This is a genomic window from Streptomyces sp. NPDC054866 (genome assembly GCF_053610745.1).
Genome location: NZ_JBSGZA010000002.1, coordinates 847450 through 869462, shown reverse-complemented (window position 1 = coordinate 869462; position 22013 = coordinate 847450). Strand labels below are relative to the sequence as shown.

The 22013-nt window shown below is 71.3% G+C and carries 20 protein-coding genes; 5 read left to right on the top strand and 15 right to left on the bottom strand.

Features of this window, described 5'->3' with window-relative positions; all coding sequences use genetic code 11:
• Positions 1 to 143 precede the first annotated feature (143 nt).
• Positions 144 to 2906, top strand: a complete 2763-nt coding sequence (ppdK, locus tag ACWGI2_RS12660; protein WP_453695214.1) for a pyruvate, phosphate dikinase — start codon at positions 144 to 146, stop codon at positions 2904 to 2906.
• A 137-nt stretch (positions 2907 to 3043) separates the two neighbouring features.
• On the opposite strand, the gene ACWGI2_RS12655 is transcribed toward ppdK, so the two are convergent.
• The 10 genes from ACWGI2_RS12655 to ACWGI2_RS12610 all read right to left on the bottom strand — a co-directional run bounded on the left by ACWGI2_RS12655 (position 3044) and on the right by ACWGI2_RS12610 (position 13696).
• Positions 3044 to 3598 carry a hypothetical protein gene (locus tag ACWGI2_RS12655; protein WP_453695212.1) on the bottom strand — a complete coding sequence of 185 codons (555 nt, stop codon included), beginning with the start codon at positions 3596 to 3598 and terminating at the stop codon, positions 3044 to 3046.
• 27 nt (positions 3599 to 3625) lie between these two features.
• A complete protein-coding gene (locus ACWGI2_RS12650; protein ID WP_453695211.1) occupies positions 3626 to 4186 on the bottom strand; it encodes a hypothetical protein in 561 nt (186 codons plus the stop codon).
• A gap of 49 nt (positions 4187 to 4235) precedes the next feature.
• On the bottom strand, positions 4236 to 4829 hold the full coding sequence (locus ACWGI2_RS12645) for a hypothetical protein (protein ID WP_453695209.1): 594 nt from the start codon (positions 4827 to 4829) through the stop codon (positions 4236 to 4238).
• Between the two features lie 10 nt (positions 4830 to 4839).
• A complete protein-coding gene (locus tag ACWGI2_RS12640; RefSeq protein WP_453695207.1) occupies positions 4840 to 6693 on the bottom strand; it encodes an APC family permease in 1854 nt (617 codons plus the stop codon).
• A 177-nt stretch (positions 6694 to 6870) separates the two neighbouring features.
• Positions 6871 to 7812: an oxidoreductase gene (locus ACWGI2_RS12635; RefSeq protein WP_453695205.1), complete on the bottom strand. Its 942-nt coding sequence runs from the start codon at positions 7810 to 7812 to the stop codon at positions 6871 to 6873.
• 188 nt (positions 7813 to 8000) lie between these two features.
• Positions 8001 to 8777, bottom strand: coding sequence for an SDR family NAD(P)-dependent oxidoreductase (locus tag ACWGI2_RS12630; protein ID WP_453695203.1), 777 nt, complete (start codon positions 8775 to 8777; stop codon positions 8001 to 8003).
• A 95-nt stretch (positions 8778 to 8872) separates the two neighbouring features.
• Positions 8873 to 9457, bottom strand: coding sequence for a TetR/AcrR family transcriptional regulator (locus ACWGI2_RS12625; RefSeq protein WP_453695201.1), 585 nt, complete (start codon positions 9455 to 9457; stop codon positions 8873 to 8875).
• A 54-nt stretch (positions 9458 to 9511) separates the two neighbouring features.
• The gene (nirD, locus tag ACWGI2_RS12620; protein WP_453395434.1) at positions 9512 to 9835 is read right to left on the bottom strand and encodes a nitrite reductase small subunit NirD; all 324 of its coding nucleotides are present in this window, start codon (positions 9833 to 9835) and stop codon (positions 9512 to 9514) included.
• Positions 9835 to 12441 (bottom strand): nitrite reductase large subunit NirB, encoded by a 2607-nt coding sequence (gene nirB / locus ACWGI2_RS12615; RefSeq protein ID WP_453695199.1) that lies wholly within the window; start codon positions 12439 to 12441, stop codon positions 9835 to 9837. Before nirB ends, nirD begins: the two co-directional genes overlap by 1 nt.
• A 1-nt stretch (position 12442) precedes the next feature.
• Positions 12443 to 13696 carry an NAD(P)/FAD-dependent oxidoreductase gene (locus ACWGI2_RS12610; RefSeq protein WP_453395432.1) on the bottom strand — a complete coding sequence of 418 codons (1254 nt, stop codon included), beginning with the start codon at positions 13694 to 13696 and terminating at the stop codon, positions 12443 to 12445.
• 339 nt (positions 13697 to 14035) lie between these two features.
• Between ACWGI2_RS12610 and ACWGI2_RS12605 the strand changes: the two genes are divergently transcribed.
• From ACWGI2_RS12605 to ACWGI2_RS12595, 3 genes are all read left to right on the top strand, one after another.
• Positions 14036 to 15478 (top strand): ferredoxin reductase family protein, encoded by a 1443-nt coding sequence (locus ACWGI2_RS12605; RefSeq protein WP_453395431.1) that lies wholly within the window; start codon positions 14036 to 14038, stop codon positions 15476 to 15478.
• A gap of 34 nt (positions 15479 to 15512) precedes the next feature.
• A complete protein-coding gene (locus tag ACWGI2_RS12600) occupies positions 15513 to 15704 on the top strand; it encodes a hypothetical protein (protein WP_453395430.1) in 192 nt (63 codons plus the stop codon).
• 95 nt (positions 15705 to 15799) lie between these two features.
• Complete coding sequence (locus ACWGI2_RS12595; protein ID WP_160504909.1) at positions 15800 to 16582, top strand: sulfite exporter TauE/SafE family protein; 783 nt, start codon at positions 15800 to 15802, stop codon at positions 16580 to 16582.
• Between the two features lie 9 nt (positions 16583 to 16591).
• Here ACWGI2_RS12595 and ACWGI2_RS12590 read toward each other — a convergent pair whose 3' ends face one another.
• From ACWGI2_RS12590 to ACWGI2_RS12580, 3 genes are all read right to left on the bottom strand, one after another.
• Positions 16592 to 17209: a class F sortase gene (locus tag ACWGI2_RS12590; RefSeq protein ID WP_453395898.1), complete on the bottom strand. Its 618-nt coding sequence runs from the start codon at positions 17207 to 17209 to the stop codon at positions 16592 to 16594.
• Between the two features lie 183 nt (positions 17210 to 17392).
• Positions 17393 to 17950 carry a hypothetical protein gene (locus ACWGI2_RS12585; protein ID WP_453395429.1) on the bottom strand — a complete coding sequence of 186 codons (558 nt, stop codon included), beginning with the start codon at positions 17948 to 17950 and terminating at the stop codon, positions 17393 to 17395.
• Between the two features lie 308 nt (positions 17951 to 18258).
• The gene (locus ACWGI2_RS12580) at positions 18259 to 19044 is read right to left on the bottom strand and encodes an aminotransferase class IV family protein (RefSeq protein ID WP_453395428.1); all 786 of its coding nucleotides are present in this window, start codon (positions 19042 to 19044) and stop codon (positions 18259 to 18261) included.
• 120 nt (positions 19045 to 19164) lie between these two features.
• Here ACWGI2_RS12580 and ACWGI2_RS12575 point away from each other — a divergent pair, with 120 nt between their 5' ends.
• On the top strand, positions 19165 to 19791 hold the full coding sequence (locus tag ACWGI2_RS12575; RefSeq protein ID WP_453695197.1) for an NADPH-dependent FMN reductase: 627 nt from the start codon (positions 19165 to 19167) through the stop codon (positions 19789 to 19791).
• Between the two features lie 37 nt (positions 19792 to 19828).
• On the opposite strand, the gene ACWGI2_RS12570 is transcribed toward ACWGI2_RS12575, so the two are convergent.
• Complete coding sequence (locus ACWGI2_RS12570; RefSeq protein WP_453695195.1) at positions 19829 to 21154, bottom strand: ATP-binding protein; 1326 nt, start codon at positions 21152 to 21154, stop codon at positions 19829 to 19831.
• 5 nt (positions 21155 to 21159) lie between these two features.
• Positions 21160 to 21906, bottom strand: coding sequence for a hypothetical protein (locus ACWGI2_RS12565; protein WP_453695193.1), 747 nt, complete (start codon positions 21904 to 21906; stop codon positions 21160 to 21162).
• Positions 21907 to 22013: the final 107 nt, after the last annotated feature.

Sequence of the window (22013 nt, the reverse complement as noted above, 5' to 3'; positions counted from 1 at the left end):
GCTACCGCCGAGTCACTTTCGATCTACTGGCGGACGGGTGGTTACAGCCGTATGACGCACAAGTGGACGTACCCATGCGCCTTCGATCTGGGTATGTTCCTCGCCGTCAGGGCAGCCACCGAGTCCTCGAGGAGTCGAGACCCGTGTCGGAAAACAAAGATCCCCACGTAGCGCAGAGCGATGCGAGCGACAGCGATGCGAGCGATGCGGCCGTGAAGTTCGTCTACGACTTCACCGAGGGCAACAGGGACCTCAAGGACCTTCTCGGCGGGAAGGGCGCGAACCTCGCCGAGATGACCAACCTCGGGCTGCCCGTCCCTCCGGGCTTCACGATCACCACAGAGGCCTGCAAGACCTACCTCGCCAGCGGCGAGGAGCCGGTCGAGCTGCGCGACGAGGTGAGTGCGCACCTCGACGCCCTCGAGAAGAAGATGGGCAAGAAGCTCGGTCAGGCCAATGACCCGCTGCTCGTCTCCGTCCGCTCGGGCGCCAAGTTCTCGATGCCCGGAATGATGGACACCGTCCTGAACATCGGGCTCTCCGACAAGTCGGTGACGGGCCTCGCCAAGCAGTCCGGCGACGACCGCTTCGCGTGGGACTCCTACCGCCGCCTCATCCAGATGTTCGGCAAGACCGTCATGGACGTCGACGGCGAGCTGTTCGAGGACGCGCTTGAGGCAGCCAAGGCCGCCAAGAAGGTCACGGTCGACACCGACCTGGAGGCCGCGGACCTAAAGAAGCTGGTCACGAAGTTCAAGAAGATCGTCAAGACCGAGGCCGGGCGCGACTTCCCGCAGGACCCGCGCGAGCAGATGGACCTCGCGATCCGCTCGGTCTTCGAGTCCTGGAACACCGACCGCGCCAAGCTCTACCGCCGCCAGGAGCGCATCCCCGGCGACCTGGGCACCGCGGTCAACATCTGTTCCATGGTCTTCGGCAACCTCGGCCCGGACTCCGGCACGGGCGTCGCGTTCACCCGCGACCCGGCCAGTGGCCACCAGGGCGTGTACGGCGACTACCTGCAGAACGCGCAAGGCGAGGACGTGGTGGCGGGCATCCGCAACACCGTCCCGCTCGCCGAGCTCGAGCAGATCGACAAGAAGTCGTACGACCAGCTCATGCAGATCATGGAAACCCTCGAAACGCACTACAAGGACCTGTGCGACATCGAGTTCACCATCGAGCGCGGCCAGCTGTGGATGCTCCAGACCCGCGTCGGCAAGCGCACCGCCGGTGCCGCCTTCCGTATCGCGACGCAGCTCGTCGACCAGGGCCTGATCGACGAGGCCGAGGCGCTCCAGCGCGTCAACGGCGCGCAGCTCGCCCAGCTGATGTTCCCCCGCTTCGACGACACCGCGAAGGTCGAGCAGCTCGGCCGGGGCATCGCCGCGTCACCCGGTGCCGCGGTCGGCAAGGCGGTCTTCGACTCGTACACGGCCATCAAGTGGTCGCGTTCGGGCGAGAAGGTCATCCTCATCCGCCGTGAGACCAACCCCGACGACCTCGACGGCATGATCGCGGCCGAGGGCATCCTCACCTCCCGCGGCGGCAAGACCTCGCACGCCGCCGTCGTCGCCCGCGGCATGGGCAAGACCTGCGTCTGCGGCGCCGAGGAGATCGAGGTCGACACCAAGCGCCGGCGCCTCACCGCGCCCGGCGGTGTGGTGATCGAGGAGGGCGACGTCGTCTCCATCGACGGCTCCACCGGCAAGGTCTACGCCGGTGAGGTGCCCGTGGTCCCCTCCCCGGTCGTCGAGTACTTCGAGGGCCGGATGCACGCCGGTGCCGACGATGCGGACGAGCTGGTCGGCGCCGTGCACCGGATCATGGCGTACGCGGACCGAGTACGCCGCCTGCGGGTCCGCGCCAACGCGGACAACGCGGAGGACGCCCTCCGTGCCCGCCGCTTCGGCGCCCAGGGCATCGGCCTGTGCCGCACCGAGCACATGTTCCTCGGTGAGCGCCGCGAGATGGTCGAGCGGCTGATCCTCGCCGACGCCGACGGCGAGCGCGAGGACGCCCTCAAGGAGCTCCTGCCGCTCCAGAAGCGCGACTTCGTGGAGCTCTTCGAGGCGATGGACGGCCTTCCGGTCACGGTCCGTCTCCTGGACCCGCCGCTGCACGAGTTCCTGCCGGACATCACCGAACTCTCCGTCCGCGTGGCCCTCGCCGAGTCCCGCAAGGACTCGAACGAGAACGACCTGCGCCTGCTCCAGGCGGTGCACCGCCTGCACGAGCAGAACCCGATGCTGGGCCTGCGCGGCGTACGCCTCGGCCTCGTGATCCCCGGCCTGTTCACCATGCAGGTACGGGCCATCGCCGAGGCCGCTGCCGAGCGCAAGAACGCCAAGGGCGACCCGCGCGCGGAGATCATGATTCCGCTCGTCGGTACGGTCCAGGAGCTGGAGATCGTCCGCGAGGAGGCCGAGCAGGTCATCGCGGAGGTCGAGGCGACGACCGGCGTCGAGCTGAAGCTGGCGCTCGGCACCATGATCGAGCTGCCGCGTGCCGCGCTCACGGCGGACCAGATCGCGGAGGCCGCCGAGTTCTTCTCCTTCGGCACGAACGACCTCACGCAGACGGTCTGGGGCTTCTCGCGCGACGACGTGGAGGCGAGCTTCTTCACGGCGTACCTGGAGAAGGGCATCTTCGGTGTCTCCCCGTTCGAGACCATCGACAAGGACGGCGTGGGCAAGCTGGTGAAGGACGCGGTCAAGGCAGGCCGCGCCACCCGCCCCGACCTCAAGCTCGGCGTCTGCGGCGAGCACGGCGGCGACCCGGAGTCCGTCCACTTCTTCCACGAGGTGGGCCTGGACTACGTCTCCTGCTCCCCGTTCCGGATCCCGGTGGCCCGCCTGGAGGCGGGACGCGCGGCTTCCGAGTCGGCGGGCAGCGACCACCGGTAGGTCTCTCCGGACCACCGGTTGAACTCCGGGACCGACGCCGTGTCCCCGACCCTCACCGATGCGGGTCGGTCCCGGTCCACCAAGAAGGGGCAGCACCCTGTGCGGGGGTGCTGCCCCTTCGGGTTGCCGCTACCGCCTCACTCCGTTCGCAGCTCGCGGCTTCCTGCCCGGTTCTTCGCGATGTTCCGTGTCTTCTTGGTGCGGGCCGACTCGGCGACCACGGCGAGTACCGCCGGGGACCTCGAATACTCGGCGAGGTGGCGCTGCATCCAGTCCGTGACCTCGGCCAACTCGGCCGGGGTCGGCACGTGGCCGTCCTTGACGGACAGGTGGAACAGCCAGTCGTGGATGCGGCGGCGGATGAACTCGCGGAATGCCTCCACCTCGAACCGGTCGATCTCCGGCAGCAGTTCGTCCGACCACTGCCGGAACTCGGCAGGGCCTCTCACCTTCCCCGCGATCTCGTCCACGAGGGCGACCACCGCCGTCTTGGCTCCCATCTCGTTGGGGTCGCGCAGGATCGTGGCCACGATCGCGCGGTCCCGGTCGCGGCTCTGCGAGGCAGCGGCCACCGAGACGACGCGTAGGTACGCGGACGTTCGGGCGTGGTCGTCCGCGACGACTTCGTCGACGTCCACGTCCTCGATGTCGGCCTCCGCCAGCAACTCGGCCACATCGGCATGCAATGTCATCGCTTCATCTCTTCCCGCAGGCAGTGATCACGAGGAGCTTCCGTGGTCGTCCAGAGCTTCTCGGGCGAGTTCCATGAACCGGCTCAACTCCGTGTGGAGCGCCATCGTGGTCTCGCGACTCCGCCAAAGTTCCGCTTCGTGCACGGTGACGGTTCCATCTTCCCCGTTGGTGTCCGCTGTCTCCGCCGCCGTGAGCAAGTCGGACGCGGCGCCGAAAGCGACCCGCGCCTGCACCAGGATCCGCTGGGCGCTGTCGGCGATCGGCGCGGGGCCCTCCACGGCCACGCGTGCGCACAGGTCGGCGAGTCTGGTGAGCTCCTGCGGAAAGCCGTCGAAGCCCCGCCCGTCGGGGCGCTCTTGGTCGTGGACCGTGTCGAGCTGCCTCCCCATTTTCTGGACCTGCGCGACCACTTCGGCGTACGCCCTGCTCCGAGGCTCGCGACGGTCACGCAAGTGCTCGAAGCGGATCTGGCGCCGGGACTGCCTCTCCTGCGTCGTGGCGGTCCACCACGACGTGAACACGGCCGCTCCGCCGGTCCCAAGGGCTCCCACCGCCGCGCCCAGCACCGCCGCAAGACCTGCGTCCATGGTCGCCAGTGTGGCCGAACTCCTCACACGGCGTCGGCCTTTCGAGGGCTCAGCTCTCCAGGAGGGACTTGAGCGTGGTCAAGCGCTCGCGCCAGAACACCTTGTACGCCGCCACTTCCGCCGCGTCCCGCAGCTTCTCGTGGCCGATGCCCACCACCGTCTTCTCCGGGGCCTTGACCGTGAGGGTCACGGAGATGCGGGTGGTGGTGCCCTCGGCGTCCTTGGTGTCCTTGAAGTCGGCGGTCACCGACTTGGCGGGGCGGTGCGTGCGCAGGGAGACCTCCGCGTCGGGGAGCCAGCGGCGGCGTACGGCGTCGTCCGCGAAGGCCTCGATGACCCGCGCGGCCGAGGCTTCGATCGTCTTGCTGCCGCTCGTCCGCCACTCGCCCGTGCTGCTCTGGCCGACCTGACGCAGGCCGCGCTCCTGTTCGTAGCCGACCGCCACGGACTGGGCGTACCAGCCGTCGACAGCGTGTTCCTCGCGGACGTGACGGGCGATCTCCGTGTGGGTACGGGACGTGGCGCCCCAGGCGTCGAGCACTTCGAACCACTGCGGCCAGTCCTTGCCCGTCGCCTCGCGCAGGGCGTCGTCCGACAGCTTCTCGGTGATCCTCTTGCCGGTATGGCCCGTACGCCCGCTCATGGCGCCGACGCTAGGACCGGCCACGCCCCGCCGCAAGGCGGAACCTCAGGCGGCAGATGACCGCGTCCGTGTCCCGGCGGACGGCGTGTGCGAGGACCGAGCCGCGCTGGTTCTGGAGCAGGCGCTGCCAGACGTGGGCCGGCTCCACCTCGGGGATCAGGACGGTGACGCGGGTGGTGGGGTGGTAGGTGTAGATCCGCTGTACGTACGCCGACACCGGACGCCCGACCGAACGCGTCAGGGAGTTCAGCTCCACCAGATCGACGCCCGGGTTCCACAGCTCCCAGTCGCGGCGCAGCGCCTCCGTGGCGCGCCGGTCCTCCGGGTCGGGGTGGGTGACCGTGACCGCGCGCACCTCGTCGCCGAGGGACACCGCGGCGTTCAGGGCCTCGCAGGTGAGGCGGGACAGGTTCGACACGGGGACGATGACCAGGGAGTGGTCGCGGTGCGGGGGCTCCGGGAAGCGGCCGAGGCCCAGGTCGTCGCCGATCTGGCGGTAGGCGCGGTGCACCGCCTCGAAGCAGAGCACGATCGCGGGAAGGGCGAGCACGATCAGCCAGGCGCCCTCGGTGAACTTGGTGGCCGTGACGACCACCGCCGAGATGCCGGTGAGCACCGCGCCGAAGCCGTTGAGCAGGGCCTTCGCCGGTTTGCCCGCCGCGCGCCAGTGGAGCACCATCCCGGTCTGGCAGAGCGTGAAGCCGACGAAGACTCCGATCGCGAAGAGCGGCACGAGCGTGTTGGTGTCGCCGCCGGAGAAGACGAGCAGCCCGGCCGATACGGCGGCAAGAGCGATGACGCCGTGCCGGTGGACCTGGCGGTCGGCCTTCAGGGCGAAGACGTGCGGGAGGTAGTTGTCCCGGGCGAGCAGGCTCATCAGGACGGGCAGACCGCCGAAGGACGTGTTGGCGGAGAGGGCGAGCAGGATCATCGTCGCGAACTGCACCACGTAGAAAGCCCAGTTGTGGCCGAGTGACGCGTCCGCGAGCTGCGCGAGGACCGTGACGCCCTCGACGGGCTGGAGCCCGAAGCGGGAGATCAGCACGGACAGGCCGATCAGCATCACGCCGAGCAGCGCGCCGAGCGTGACCTCCGCGTGCTGGGCGCGTCTGACGCGCGGGGCGCGGAAGGACGGCACGGCGTTGGCGATGGCCTCGACTCCCGTCAGGGCGGAGCAGCCCGAGGCGAACGCCTTCAGGAGGAGCAGCGCACCGACAGTGGTGGCGTTGTCGGCGAGGGCCGACGCGTGGCCTTCGGCGGCGGCCGTGCTGACCGGCTCCTCGCGGAACAGGCCGACCGCGATCATGGTCAGGATGGCGCCGACGAATATCGCGGTCGGGGCGATGAAGACGCGCGCCGAGTCGACGATGCCGCGCAGATTGACGGCCGTGACGACGGCGAGGACGGCCAGGCATATCCACACCCGGTCGCCGTACAGCTCGGGGAAGGCGGAGGTGAGCGCGGCGACGCCCGCGGTGACGGCGACGGCCACGTTCAGGACGTAGTCGAGGACCAGCGAGGCCGCGGCGACCAGGCCCGCGCGGCGGCCCAGGTGGGTCTTGGCGGCGGCGTAACTGCCGCCGCCGTCGGGGAAGGCGGCGATCACCTGGCGGTAGGAGGCGACGAGCACGGCGAGCAGCGCGGCGATCCCCAGGGTCACCGGCAGCGTGAAGCCGAGCCCGTGGCCGCCGGCCGCCGCGAGGACCAGGACGATGGCCTCGGGTCCGTAGGCGACCGATGCCATCGCGTCCAGGGAGAGCGCGGCGAGGCCCTGGACGGCGGTCAGCCGGTGCCGCTCGCCGGGACTCGCGGTGTCCCCGGGGGCGGGGGGCTTGACGGCCGGGGACTCGGAGACGGTGGTCATGGGCGGGCCCCTCCAGGCTGGTTCGATCGCTTGAGCGATGACCAGCGTGGGTGGGCCGCCGAACCCCCGCTTACCCCCTTGGCGGCTCCTTGGCGCGTACGGCGCGGATCTTCACGCCTCGTTGACGTGGGGCGTCAGCGGTGCCTCACTCTGCTGACGTGGGGCGTCAGCGGTGCCTCACCCCTTCAACGCCGGGTACCGCACCCCCGTCAGCCCCTCCGAAGCCGCCCACAGCCGTTCCCCGGCAGCGTCGCTGAGGGTCCACTTCGCCCGCCAGGACTTCCCCGGCGCCCCCTGCCACCCCAGAACCCGGGGCCCGGTGAACGAGTCGGGGCGGACTCCCGGCGCCGTGGCCGCGTACAGCGAGGGCAGCGCGCCCGCCGTCGCGGGCTGGGCCAGGGCGCGGTTGCCCAGCCACATCACGCGCTCGGCGATCTTGCGGCCCTCCATCCTGGGCCCGGCGGCCTGGAGGTTCGTCTCCGCGTAGCCGGGGTGCGCCGCGGCGGCCACGACGTCGGAGCCGACGGCAGCGAGGCGCCGCGCCAGCTCGTGGACGAAGAGAAGGTTCGCCGTCTTGGAGCGGCCGTAGGCGATCCAACGCCGGTAGTTCCGCTCGCTGTTGAGATCGCCGATGTCGATGTTCGACAGAGCGTGGAACGCGCTGGACACCGTGACGATCCTGGCCCCCGGCGTCCGAAGGAGCCGGGGCAGCAGCAGCCCGGTGAGCGCGAAGTGGCCCAGGTGGTTGACGCCGAACTGCGTCTCGAAGCCGTCCACCGTCTGCCGGTAGGGCAGCGCCATCACGCCCGCGTTGTTGACGAGGAGGTCGAGGCCGCCACCGTCCTCGCCGTCACGGTCGTACGACTCCGCGAACTCCCGCACTGAACTCAGGTCGCCGAGGTCGAGCCGCCTGAACTCCACGTCGGCGGAAGGGATTTCGGACAGCAGCTGCTCCAGTGCCCGCGTCCCCCGCTCCTCGCTGCGGCAGGCGAGCACCACGCGCGCGCCACGACGGGCGAGTTCGCGTGCGGTGACATATCCGATGCCGCTGTTGGCGCCGGTGACCACGGCGGTCCTGCCGCTCTGGTCGGGGATGTCGCTCGCGTTCCAGCCCGTCATGACACAGCTCCCTCTGCTTGGGCGCACGCCTGTTCCTACCCGAGGGTAGGCAGTGCGAGCCTAGGCCCTGTCGTCAAACTCCCGTCGTCCGCCCGGAGGGCGGGCCCCGCGGCGTCAGGTGCGTGTTCTGGGGGTCCCCCGGCCGGAGGCTGGGGGAGGGAGTTTGACGACAGGGCCTAGGGCAGGATTCAGGCCGCGGCACCCCCGTCGATCACCAGGTCCGCGCCGACCACCGACGCCGATTCGTCCGAGGAGAGGTAGAGCACGGCGGCCGCGACCTCCGCGGTCGTGGAGACGCGGCCGAGCGGCGTCGAGCTCTTCATCCGCTCCGCGCGCTCGGCCTCGCTCTCGCCCTGGAGCAGCGACATGCTGGTGTCGGACGAACCGGGGCTCACCGCGTTGATCCGTATCCCCTCCCCGATGTACTCGGCGGCGGCGCCCTTGGTCAGCGCGGAGACCGCCGCCTTGGTGGTGCCGTAGCCGATGGTGCCCGGAAAGCTGATGTGGGCGCCCAGCGTGGAGGAGATGTTGACGATCGCCCCGCCGCCCGGCTGCGTACGCATCTGCCTCACCTCGGCCTGGAGCGCGAGCAGTACGCCGGTGACGTTGATGTCGAGCATCGTCCGCCAGTCCTCCTCGGGCAGCTCCGCGACCGGCTGCCCGGCGCGCAGGACGCCCGCGTTGTTGACGGCCACGTCCAGGGAGCCGAACCGCTCGACGGTGGCCTCGACGAGCACCGCGAGGTCGGCGGAGCGCGACACGTCGGCGGTGACGGCGAACGCGGTGCCGCCCGCCTCCTCGATGAGACCCACGGTCTCCTTGAGCGGGCCTTCGGTGCGCCCGGCGACGACGACGTTCGCGCCCTCGTCGGCGAACGCGAGCGCCATGGCACGGCCGAGGCCGGAGCCGCCGCCGGTGACGAGGGCGGTGCGGCCTGCGAAGCGGGTGCGTGGTGCTGAAGTCATGACAGAGCTCTTTTCTTGAACGATCGGTTCAGTATGAGGGCATGAAAAAAGAGGCCAGGCGCGGATCCTGAAAGGAGGTCTGGAAAAGAGGGGGCTCAGTCGAGCAGGCTCAGCGCCTGCTCCGTCGCGTCCCGCAGTCGCGCCCCGTCCTTCGACGCCTTGCCGACCACCCGCAGCCCCTGCATCAGGGTCAGCAGCATGCGCGCGATGGCGAGCGGGTCGCGGTCCTCCGGGAGCTCGCCCTGCGCCTGCGCGCGGACGAGAGCGGAGTGCAGCAGCGTCTCGATGTGCTCCCAGCTGCGCTCGACGCAGCGGGCCGCCACCTCGTCGTGCGGGCCGAGCTCGGACGCCGTATTGGTGATGAAACAGCCGTTCAGGCGTCCCTCCTCGGAGGAGGCCTCGCCCCCGAAGCGACGTACCACCGTGCGGACCGCCGGCAGTGCGGGGCCCGGCTGGGAGAGCTCGGCGAGCAGGCGCGGGTTCTGGAGCGCGGCGTACCGCTCAAGCGCCTTCAGGTACAGCTCGTGCTTGTTGCCGAACGTCGCGTAGATGCTGGCGCGTCCGATGCCGAGCTCCTCGACGAGGTCGGCCATCGACGTCGCCTCGTAGCCGCGCCGCCAGAACAGCTCTAGGGCCGACTGGAGCGCGGCGTCCGGATCGAATTCCTTGGTCCTGGCCACGAGGAAAGACTAAGTCTTTCTGGAACGCATGGTCAAGTAAGGCGGTGGGGACTGCTAGGCCAGCCGGACCGTGTGCGTCTCCACCGCCACCGAATCGTCGTCGAGGCACTTGCCCGTCTCCAGGTCGAACCGCTGCTTCAGGAGCGGCGACGCGACGAACGGCCGGCCCGCCGCCGCGCCGAGCAGGCCGCGCGAGAGCACCGAGGCGCCCGTGAACGGGTCGCGGTTGTCGATCGCGTACGCGCGGCCCTCGCGGTCGATGAAGAGTGCGGCCTGGCGGCCGTCGGGGAGCAGGGCGGCGATGCCGCGGCCCGGCTGGAGGTGAGCGCGGTCGCAGACCTCGAACCAGTCGTCTTCCAGGCGGAGTTGAATGCTCATCAGGATGCGGCACCTTCCAGGTCGCGGGGGCGGGAGCCGATGGACAGCAGCGGCAGGTCGGGCTTGATCTGGTCCCGTTCCGGGACGAAGCTCACGGTCGGGTCCGGGACGTCGGGCGCGTTCACGAAGGACACGAACCGCGCGAGACGCTCGGGGTCGTTGATGGTCTCGGACCACTCGTCGCGGTAGTGCGCGACGTGGGCGGCCATCAGGGCCTCAAGTTCGTCGCAGAGACCGAGCGAGTCGTGGACGACCACGTCCCGTACGTGGCCGAGGCCGCCCTCGATCCGCTCCAGCCACGTCGAGGTGCGCTCCAGGCGGTCCGCCGTACGGATGTAGAACATCAAGAACCGGTCGATGAGGCGCACCAGTTCGGCGTCGGACAGGTCCTGCGCGAGCAGGTCCGCGTGGCGCGGTGTCGCTCCGCCGTTGCCGCCCACGTACAGGTTCCAGCCGCTCGACGTGGCGATCACGCCGAAGTCCTTGGACTGGGCCTCCGCGCACTCGCGGGCGCAGCCGGAGACGGCCGACTTCAGCTTGTGCGGCGAGCGCAGGCCCCGGTAGCGCAGCTCCAGGTCGATCGCCATCCGGACCGAGTCCTGCACGCCGTAGCGGCACCAGGTCTGCCCGACGCACGACTTCACCGTCCGCAGCGACTTGCCGTACGCGTGGCCCGACTCGAAGCCCGCGTCCACCAACCGCGACCAGATCAGCGGCAGTTGCTCGACACGCGCCCCGAACATGTCGATGCGCTGGCCGCCGGTGATCTTCGTGTAGAGCCCGAAGTCCCGCGCCACCTCGCCGATCACGATCAGCTTGTCCGGGGTGATCTCGCCGCCGGGGATGCGCGGCACGACCGAATAGGAGCCGTTCTTCTGGAGGTTGGCGAGGAAGTGGTCGTTCGTGTCCTGGAGGGACGCCTGCTCGCCTTCGAGTACGTAGCCGTCGGCGCCGATCGTCGGGGCCAGCGAGGCGATGATCGAGCCGACCGTCGGCTTGCAGGTCTCGCAGCCCTCTGTGCCGCGGGCGGACTCGCGGCCATGGGAGTCCAGGAGCCGCCGGTAGGAGGTGATGCCCAGGGTGTGGACGATCTCGTACAGCTCCTGGCGCGTCTGGGCGAAGCAGCCGCACAGGCCCTTGTCGACCTCGACGCCCGACGCCTCCAGCTCGTCGTTGACCAGCTGGCCGAGCACCTTCACACAACTGCCGCAGCCCGTACCGGCCTTGGTGCACTTCTTGACCTCGGGCACGGTGGTGCAGCTGTGCTCGGTGACGGCGCCGCGGATCGAGCCCTTGGTGACGTTGTGGCAGGAGCAGATGACCGCGGAGTCCGGCAGCGAGGACGGGCCGATCGGCACCGGGCCGCCCGCGCCCGCGGGGAGCACCAGTTGCTCCGGCGAGACCGGCGGCACGCTCCCGGTCATCGGCCGCAGCACGCCGTACGCCTCCGCGTCGCCGACCAGGACGCCGCCGAGCAGCTCGCCGCCCGTGCCGATGACCAGCTTCTTGTACGTGCCCGAGCGCGAGTCGGAGTACACGACGTCCAGGCAGTTGGGGGTCGCGCCGTGCGCGTCGCCGAAGGAGGCCACGTCCACGCCGAGAAGCTTCAGCTTGGTCGACAGATCGGCGCCGGTGAAGCTCGACTCCTCGGCGGCGATCGAGGCGGCGACGGTCTCGGCCATCTCGTAGCCGGGCGCCACCAGGCCGTAGACCCGGCCGTCCGAAGCCAGGGCGCACTCGCCGATCGCGTACACGGCCGGGTCGCTGGTGCGGCACTGCTCGTCGACGGTGATGCCGCCGCGCTCACCCACCGGCAGGCCGCAGTCGCGGGCGAGTTGGTCACGGGGCCGGACGCCTGCGGAGAACACGACGAGATCGGTGGCGAGTTCACTCCCGTCCGACAGCTTCATGCCGCTGACGGCGCCCTCCGAGCTGACGATCTCCTGGGTGCCGACGCCCGTGTGCACGGTCAGGCCCATGCCGGTGATGGTGCGCAGAAGAGCGGCGCCGCCGCCCTCGTCGACCTGCACCGGCATCAGACGCGGCGCGAACTCCACGACGTGCGTGTCGAGTCCGAGGCCGCGCAGGGCACCCGCCGCCTCAAGGCCGAGCAGCCCGCCGCCGACGACGGCACCCGTCTTGGCGTACGTCTTCGCGTACTCCTCGATGGCGAGCAGGTCCTCGATCGTGCGGTAGACGAAACAGCCGGTGGTGTCCTTGCCGGGCACCGGCGGGACGAAGGGGAAGGAGCCGGTCGCGAGGACGAGGGTGTCGTAGGCGAAGGTCTGCCCCGAGCGCGCGGTGACGGTCTTCGCGTCACGGTCCACGGCCTCGGCGGGATCGCCGACGTACAGCTCGATGCCGTGCTTCTCGATGAACTCCGGGTCGGTCAGGGAGAGTTCGTCGGGTGTGCGGCCGGCGAAATACGAGGTGAGCTGTACGCGGTCGTACGCGGGCCGCGGCTCCTCGCACAGGACGACCACGCGGTGTGTGTCGGTGAGGCCGCGGGCGGCGATGGCCTCCAGGAAGCGCTGTCCGACCATGCCGTGCCCGACCAGCACGATGGTGTTGTCGTGCGCGCTGTGGCGGGGGGTGTCCGTGGGCATCTCAGAGGCCTCCGTCGTGAGTGAGCAGGTGGAGCAGAGGGCTGCCGTCGTCGGGCAGCGGGTCGTCGGCCTCCCAGGCGCGGGCGAGCGCGCCGACGGCGGTCAGCTCGCCGAGCAGTACGCCGCCGACGAGCCGGTCTCCGCGCACGACGACCTTGCGGTACGTGCCACGAGTGGCGTCCGCGAGCTGGACGACGTCGTCGTCGGGCCGGTGCTCGGGGTCGCCGAAGGCCGCCAGGTCCAGGGGGGCGGAGCCGGGGTGTCCGTTGTGCAGGGTGAGGCGGGTGAGGGCGCGGGTGCCGGAGTAGGGGCGCGCGTCCTGCGGGGAGAGGAGGGCGTCCGCCAGGGCGTCGGCCTGTTCGAGCGCGGGGGCCGCGAGGCAGCGGGCCTCGCCGGAGTGCTCGGCGCAGTCGCCGATGGCGCGGATGTGCGGGTCGGAGGTGCGCAGCTGGTCGTCGACGACGATCCCGCGGCGTACGTCGAGGCCCGCGGCCTGCGCGAGGCCCGTGCGGGGGCGGACGCCGCAGGCGAGGACGGTGAGGTCGGTGCCGAGTACGTATCCGTCGGCAAGCTCTACGGACCGGACGGCGCCGTCGGACTGCCGCACGCCGCGCACCCGGCACTCGGTGTGCACTTCGACCCCGAGTTCGGTGAGGTGCCGGTGCACGAGTGCGCTCGCGGCGGGGTCGAGCTGGCGCTCCATGAGGCGGTCGCCCTGCTGGGTGAGGACGACCTGTGCGCCGCGGACGGCGAGCGCGCGGGCGGCCGATACGCCGAGCAGTCCGCCGCCGATGACGACGACGCGGGTGCCGGGCCGTACGGCCTCGGACAGGGCGAGGCAGTCGTCCATGGTCCTGAAGGCGTGCACGCCGCGCGGCAGATCGGCGGCGCCGGGCTCGAAGAGGCCGCGGAGGGGCGGGAGCACCGGGTTCGAGCCGGTCGCGAGGACGAGGGTGCCGTACGGGACGACGCTGCCGTCCGCGCAGTGCACGAGCCGGTCCGCGCGGTCGACGCGGACGGCGCGGGTGCGGAGGAACTCGCCGGGGGCGGGTGGCAGTCCGATGACCTCGGGGTCGAGTCGCCCGGAGAGGACGTCGGCGAGGAGTACGCGGTTGTACGGGGCGTGCGGTTCCTCTCCGATGAGAACGGCGCCGGCAGCGCCGCTTTCCCCGAGGCGCTGGGCGAGCCGGACGCCGGCGAGGCCGCTGCCGATCACCACCACGGGGGTCGCGGGGCTCGGGGTCGATGAGGTCATGTACGGCAGAGTGCGGGGGCGGTGTTACCCGGCGGCATCCTGACTGTTTCCCGGGGGGAACGCTGCCCTCAGCGGGCGCCGGGGCCGAATGTGAGGGGTGGGCCCGTGGCCGTCCCTTGCCGAACGGGCCCTCCCGCCCTCCCGCCCGTTCACCCCGCATCCGCCCCTGCACGAACAAGCTTTCCCGCCCGCCCACCCGATTGCCCGGCAGCCGACGAAACGGACCCACACCGCACCCGGCTTAACCCCCGTTGAGGCGATCCTCAAGTCCGCCTTAAGGATCAGTCGTAAGCCCCTGACCAGCTACTTCCACCCGCGCCCCGCGCCTAGTCTGCGGCCGTGACCACCGAGGTAGCCGATTCCCGACTCGCTGCGTACCCCGCGCTGTCCGCGTACTTGCGTCAGACGGAGGGGCCGCAGATTCCGCCCATGCCCGCGGAGCCCCCGCGGCCACGCGCCGCGACCCCCGTACCCCCCATCCGCGTCACCCCCGCCGCCCTGCGTAACGGGACTCTCGCCGGGGCCCTCGCCGTCACCGTGCTCTGGGCCGTGCAGGTCGAGCCATCGGCTCGGCTCGACGTGCTCTTCGCGACCGGCGCCCACCTCACCGGACTGCTCGCCGGGTACGGCGTCCTCGTCATGCTCTTCCTGATGGCCCGCGTGCCCGCGGTCGAGCACGGCGTCGGCGCCGACCGGCTCGCCCGGCTGCACGCCCTCGGCGGTCGCTACGTACTCACCCTCTGCCTCGCCCACGCCCTGCTCGCCCTCTGCGGATACGCCGCCCACGCCGAAACCGACCTCCTCAGCGCCACCCTCGACCTGCTCGGATACCCAGGCCTCGCCCTCGCCGCCGTCGGTACGTCCCTGCTCATGGCCGTCGGCGTCACATCGGCGCGCGCGATGCGGCGCCGCGTCCCGCACGAGACCTGGCGGGCCGTGCATCTGCTGACCTACCTCGGCGCGGCGCTCGGCTTCGTGCACCAGCTCGCGGGGCCCGACGTGGCGGGCGGCATCCTGACGGTCTGGGCGTGGTCGATGCTGCACGCCACGGTGGCGGTGCTCCTCGTCTGGTACCGCGTCGTCGTGCCCGTGCGGCAGGCGCTGAAGCACAGCCTGCGCGTCATCGACGTACGCGACGAAGGGCCCGGTGTCGTGTCGGTCGTGATGCAGGGCATCGGGCTCGACGAACTGCGCGCCGAACCCGGGCAGTTCTTCCGCTGGCGCTTCCTGCGGCGCAGGCTCTGGCGCACCGCGCTGCCGTTCTCGCTGTCCGCGCCCGTGCGCGACGACACCCTCCGGATCACCGTGAAGGCCATCGGCGACCACACGCGGCGGATGCGGCGCCTGAAGCCGGGGACGCGGGTGCTCGCCACGGGGCCCTTCGGGGCGCTGACCGCGCATCGGCGTACGAAGCGGAAGGTGCTGCTGCTCGCGGGCGGGGTCGGGATCACTCCGATGCGGGCGCTGTTCGAGACGCTGCCCGGCGGGCCCGGGGACATCACCCTGCTCTACCGGGCCGGCAGCGCGGAGCAGCTCGTACTGCGGGAGGAGCTGGAGGGGATCGCCCGGAGCAGGGGAGCGGGGCTGCACTATCTGCTCGGGCGGTCCGACGCCTCCTTCGACCCGCTCGCCCCCCAGGCCTTGCGCAACCTCATCCCCGACCTCGGCGAGCACGACGTCTATCTGTGCGGGCCGCCGGGGATGACCGCCTCCGCCACCGCCTCTCTCGTACGGGCCGGGGTGCCGGAAGAGCGCATCCACGCCGAGTGCTTCACCTTCTGACCCTTCGAACCTTCTGAGAGGGGCTGACGCCGACATGGGACGTCACCGCAAACCCGTGGGCCCGGCCAAGGGCCCCACCCTTCAGGCCCGCCGCAAGCTGGCGACGGGCCTCGCCGGAGCGAGCGCGCTGGTCGCCACCGTCCTCGCCCTCACGGTCGAACCGGCGGCACCGCCCGCTCCCGATCGCGCCCCTGCGGGGGTTCCTGCACCTCAGGCGGCTCCCTGAGGAGGAACCTGAGCAGGGAACCGAAACCTCTGAAGACCCTCAACTCTCCCTGAACTCATGGACGGCGTGATCACTCCCTCCATAAGGTCGCGATCATGCCCGACATATCGCTGACCACCGTCGTCGTCCTCTGCGTCGCCGCTCTCGCGGCCGGCTGGATCGACGCCGTGGTCGGCGGAGGCGGTCTCCTGCTGCTTCCCGCGCTGCTGCTCGGGCTGCCGGGATCGACCCCGGCCGCTCACGCCCTCGGGACGAACAAGGCCGTCGCCATCGTCGGGACGACCGGCGCCGCGGTGACGTACGTCAGGAAGACACCCGTCGACGTGCCGACTGCCGTACGGATCGGTCTCGCCGCGCTCGCCGGGTCCATGGGCGGCGCCTTCTTCGCCGCCGGTATGAGCACCGAGGTGCTCAAGCCCGTGATCATGGTGGTGCTCGTCGGCGTCGGGGCCTTCGTCATCTTCAGGCCCGCCTTCGGCACCGCGCCGTCCGCCCACCCCGCGTCGCCCAAGCGCATCCTCGCCGCCATCGGCCTCGCGGGCCTCGGCATCGGGTTCTACGACGGGCTCATCGGGCCCGGCACCGGCACCTTCCTGGTGCTCGCGCTGACCGCAGTGCTCCACCTCGACCTGGTGGCCGCGTCCGCCACCGCCAAGATCGTCAACTGCTGCACCAACGCGGGCGCCCTCGCGATGTTCGCCTGGCAGGGCGCGGTCCTGTGGCAACTTGCCGGACTGATGGCCGTCTTCAACCTCGCGGGCGGCATGCTCGGCGCGCACACCGCGCTCAAGAAGGGCAGCGGCTTCGTCCGGATCGTGCTGCTCACCACCGTGTTCGGGCTCGTGGCGAAGATGGCGTACGAGCAGTGGCTCGCCTAGGGAGCCGCGTCAGCGCACGCTCGTCAGGTGCGCGAACACCACCACGTTGCCCTGATAGCCCGTCTGCCTCGAATAGTCGCCGCCGCACGTGATCACCCGCAGCTCCGGCCGGTCCGCCGCCCCGTACACCTTCTCGTCCGGGAAGTCCTTCGCGTCGTAGACCTCGTTCGCGTCGACCGTGAACACCGCGACGCTGCCGTCCCTGCGCTCGACCTCGATGGTGCGGCCCCTGGTCAGACCGCCCAGATCGTAGAAGACGGACGGCCCATCGGCGTTGTCGACGTGTCCCGCCACGATGGCCGTGCCCTTCTCGCCGGGCGTCGTCCCCGACTCGTACCAGCCCGCGAGGTTCGTCTTCTTCGGCGGCGGTACGTCGAGACTGCCCTGCCGCGTGAGGCCGAGCCCCATGAGGGGCGCGTCGACCCGGATCGCGGGGATGCGGATCCGGTCGGGCGGGGACGGGGGGAGCGCATCGGCGGCCGGAGTGCGGCCGGGGCGCGGATGCGCCGAGGCGGCCTGCGCGGCGGACGGCTGGGGCGGCGGATGGGACGCGGTGCCGTTGTGCAGCAGCCATGCGCCGGAGCACAGGGCCAGGACGGTGACCGTGCCTATGGCGGAGTTGAGGATCTTCCTGCCGGAGGGCTTTCTGCCGGGGGGCTTCCCGCCGGGGTTCTTGCTGCGCGTCACTCGACTCGTCCCCCTCAGGGTTCGGGGAGGCCGGTCCCCGCATCCCCCTCCGGATCCACGAGGGACAGGCGGACCCGGAGAGGGAGGGGGCTGGCGGTACCGGTGGACAGCGGAGGGTGTCCGTCAGATCCTGTCGCCTCTCGCCCGGCGATGCAGGAGCCAGGTACCGCCCGCGGCGGCGACGGCAAGCGCCGCCACACCCGCCGCGGTCTGTACGGGGTCGGGGCCGAGAGCGCCGCCGACCCCCGTCTTCACATGCCCCTTCGGGGTCACCTGCTGCTCACGGGCGGCGGCGGTGGAGGTGATCGTCACGACGAGGTCGCCCGCCACCTGCTTGCCGTCGGCGCCGGAACCGGAGCACTGCGCGACGATCTCGTAGGTGCCGGGCTGGGCCGACGGCGGGACCTTGAACTGGCCGGCCGCGCTCCCCTCGTACTCCTTGTCCGTGCCCGGCGCGAGCGTGAAGGTGCCCGCGCCGACCGCGCTGGCGTCACCCGACGCGGACCCGTCGCTGCCGCAGACGGTGGTGCTCACGGTGACCGTGGAGCCGGGCATGACCGTGGACGGGTGGATGTCCAGACCGCCACCGGCGGCGAGGGCCGCGGCAGTGGCGGGGGGTGCCAGCAGCGCCGCCGATGCGACGGCGAGCGCGGCAGTGGTCAGCAGACGGGCTTTGCGCATCGTGCTTGCTCCTCCGAGGGACCATCAGAGGGCACGGCCCGCGGCACCCCCAAGTGCCGCTGCGTCGGTCGAACCCCGCTCTACCGAGGTAAGTGGCACTCGGCGGCGCACGCCTCCTGAAGGTCTGTCAGAAACTCTGTGGGGGAGCGGCTTCTGACACTTCGACGGGAACATTCCAGCAGGTCACTCGGCGTGTCGCGGAGAAGTCTCCGAAGGGGGTGCGGTGCGCCTGTGAATGGGTGACCCGAGGCGGCCCCGAGGCCCGCCGGACATGCCCGAGCCGGGCCCGAGCCGGGCCTGGGTCCGCCTCAGAGGACGTCCCAGGGAACGTCGGCGTAGAGCCCGGCCAGCGTCCCCATCAGCTTCTCGTCGACCGCGAACTCCGTGCCGTCGATCCGCCGCACCGGCGCGATGCCCCGCGCGTTGGTGACGAAGGCGGCCGTGTACGAGGAGAGGTCCGCGAGCGTGACCGGGGCCCGGCGCGTGGGAAGCCCGGCGGCCGGGAGTCGCGGTTCGAGCAGCTGCATGGTGATGCCGGCCAGGCAGGGTGCGTCGGGCCAGACGATCTCCGTGCCGTCGTAGAAGGCGATGTTCGTGATGGCGCCCTCGCTGATCGTCCCGTCGGGCGCGGTGAGCAGCGCGTCGTCGAAGCCCGCCTGCCGGGCGAGCTCTCCGTGGCGAGCCTGCCCGAAGCCGCCCAGGTGCTTGATGTGCGGGAAGGGCCGCTGGTAGGGGACGGACCGCAGGGCTTGCGCGCCCTCGGGCATTCCGCCCGGCGCCCGGACGGTGACGGTCACGGACGGCTCGCCGTCGGGTGCGTGGACGTGGACGCGTACGGACGCGTCGGCGATGTCGTCACGGAGGACGTGCCGGACGAGCTCGCGGACGTACTCGCCGTCGAGCTCCCGGCCGAAGAGCTCACGGGTGGCCGCGTCGAGCCGCCCCAGATGCAGCCCGAGCCCACGCGTCGCGCCGCCCCTGACCTGCATCGCGGTGAAGTGCCCCACGCCACCGAGAGCGGCCCACAACAGCCGGTCGGCGGTGACGGCCCGCCCGTCGATCTCAAGCCGCTGGAGAGGCGAGGGAGTTGTCATGGGATTCACGGTACGACGTGGGGGAGAGGGACGGGTGTGTGGGACGGGGACGGCCCCCGCTCCGAACTCTCCGCAGGAGGCGCTTGACCTCAACCTTGGTTGAGCAACGAGGCTCTGCTCATGACCCAGAACACGACTGCCGCTGATTCCACGTCCACCGCCACCCCGGCCGCGCCCCTTCGCGTCGCCGTCATCATCGGGAGCAATCGCGAGGGCCGCTTCGGGCCGGTCGTCGCCGACTGGCTGCTGGACCGGATCCGTGGGCGCGCGGACTTCGAGGTGGACGTCATCGACCTGGCCGAAACCCACCTGCCGACCGCGCTCTCGTACAACCCGTCGCCCGAGACACTCGCCGAGCTCGGCAAGGTCACCCCGAAGCTGGCCGACGCCGATGCCTTCGTCGTCCTCACCCCCGAGTACAACCACTCCTACCCCGCGTCCCTCAAGAACCTCATCGACTGGCACGGCCCCGAATGGCAGGCCAAGCCCCTCGCCTTCGTCTCCTACGGAGGGCTCTCCGGCGGCCTGCGCGCGGTCGAGCATCTGCGCCCGGTCTTCGCCGAGCTGCACACCATGACGATCCGCGACACCGTCTCCTTCCACAACGCGGGCGCCCTCTTCGCCGACGACGGCACCCACAAGGACCCGACGGCCGCGAATGCCGCCGCCAAGTCGATGCTCGACCAGCTCCACTGGTGGGCATGGGCGCTGCGGAGCGCGAAGGCGTCCCGCCCGTACGGCAGTTGAGGCGAACCCCGGCGACGGCGACGGTGACAGGTGACGGCTACGCCTCCGGCAGGTGCACCGCCGCCACCGCGCCGCCGCCCTCCGCGTTGCGCAGCTCCACCCGCGCGCCGATCGCCTGCGCCTGGCCGAACGCGATCGTCAGGCCGAGGCCCGTGCCCTGACCGCGCTCACGGGCGCCGGTCTGGAAGCGCCGCGGGCCGTCCTTCAGAAGGTGCTCGGGGAAACCGGGCCCGTGGTCGCTGACCGTGACCACGGGCCCGGCCACCCGCACGTCGACCGGATCGGCCCCGTGTCTGCGGGCGTTGGCGACGAGGTTGGCGATGATCCGCTCCAGGCGGCGCGCGTCGGTGCGTACGAGTGTGTCGTCGCCCGTCTCACCCGTCTCACCCGTGTCGCTCGTCTCGCCCGTGTCGTCGGAGTTGCTCGTCTCCGCGAAACGCACCGGGCACCCCGACCGCTGCACGATCCCCTCGGTCAGCCTCCTCAGTGGATGCGTGGCCAGGTCGGGGCGCTCCATCTCCGCGTCGAGCCGCGCCACTTCGAGCAGATCCTCGGTGAGGGTGCGCAGGGCGAGGACCCGGTCCCGCACGAGTTCCGTGGGGCGGCTCTGCGGCAGGAGCTCGGCCGCGGTGTGCAGACCGGTCAGCGGGGTGCGCAGTTCGTGGGCGACGTCCGCGGTGAAACGCTGCTCGGCTTCCAGGCGTTGCTGCAGGGACGCCGCCATCGTGTCGACCGCGGTGGCCAGTTCGGCCACCTCGTCCTTGCCGGGCCGGCTGCCCGGCGGCCGCGGATGGTCGATACGGGCGTCCAGATCGCCCTCGCTGATGCGGCGCGCGGTGGCCGCCGCGGTCCGCAGCTCGCGGCTGAGACGGCTCGCGAGCGCGGCGCCGCCGAGCGCCGCGAGGATGACGACGACGGCGCCCGACGCCAGCAGCTGCTGGTCGAACTCCGCCATTTCAGCGGCCTGTTCGGTCAGCGGCTCGCGGACGGACAGCACATGGTCGCCGACCGGCCGCGCCGCCCACACGACCGGGTCGTCGGCGCTCATGTCGAGGTACGTGGTCCGCTGTCCGTCCAGGGCGGCGGCCCGCAGCGACGCGGGCAGGTAGGGCGCGTCGATGGCGGCGTCCGTAGCGGCGTCGCCGTCGGTGTCGACCTGCCCCGTCAGCTCGTACAGCTGACGCACCCGCACCAACTGCGCGGTCGCCCCCGACCTGGCGGTCTTGGAGACCTGTTCGAGGCGCGCCTGGTGGATGAGGACCCCGATGGCCACGGCGACGACCGCGCAGCCGAGTGCGAGCAGCGCGGCGATCTTCCAGCGCAGACCGAGGGCGTTGAGGGCGGCACGGGTGCGGTGGGCCATGCCTTTCATCTCTGTCCGTCCGTACTGCGCGAGGGCTTCTCGCTGCCCGTGGGCGTAGGCGTGGGCGTGGCTTTCGGTGACGGCGCGGAGCCGTCGGCGCCGCCCTGCGTCTTCTTGTAGTTCTTGGTGTCGCTCACCGTGGACATCCGCACCCCGTCCCAGTGGAACCGCACCGCCTGCTCGCCGCCGTCCGCGCACGGGCTGCGTACCAGCAGGTCCGAGCCGAGCGTCTCGACGCTCACGCGCTTGCCGGCGGTGAGCAGGATCGGGTACACGCGGCCGTCGTGCTCCGTGTAGACGGCCAGGACGCTGCGCCCGCTCTCCGTGTCGGCGGCCACGAGCAGCTCGGGCCGCCCGTTGCCGGTCAGGTCCGTCAGGAGCGGCGGCCGCAGCCCGGCCTTCCCGGGGCGGTCGATCTCGCCGCGGTCGGCGAGCGGCTTCATCCGCGGATCGGCCCGCAGGACCTTGCGGAAGTCCTCCGTGCCGAGCCCGCCGCCGCCCAGCTTCGGCAGCCCCTCCAGGGGTTCCGGCGGTGGCTGATGGGTGGCGGCGTCGGCGCCGGGCGCCTCGGACGACGTACTGGTCCAGGCGGGCCAGAGCGGCTCGGGGCGCGGCTGCACGGACACGGACGGCGCGGCCTCACCGGCGCCGAGCCCGTCCACGCTGCCGCATCCGGCCAGCGCGACGGCCGCCGTGACGGCGAGAAGGGCGGCGCGGCGCAGGAGGCGGCGGTGGGGGCGGGAAAGGTTCATGGCCCTACCGACGGTAAGGAGCGTGCATCACGGAAAACGGGACGTTGTGTAACAGACAGGGGTAAGCGGGGTGGGAATGCGGAGGTGAGGACCTTCGGCCTGGCCGG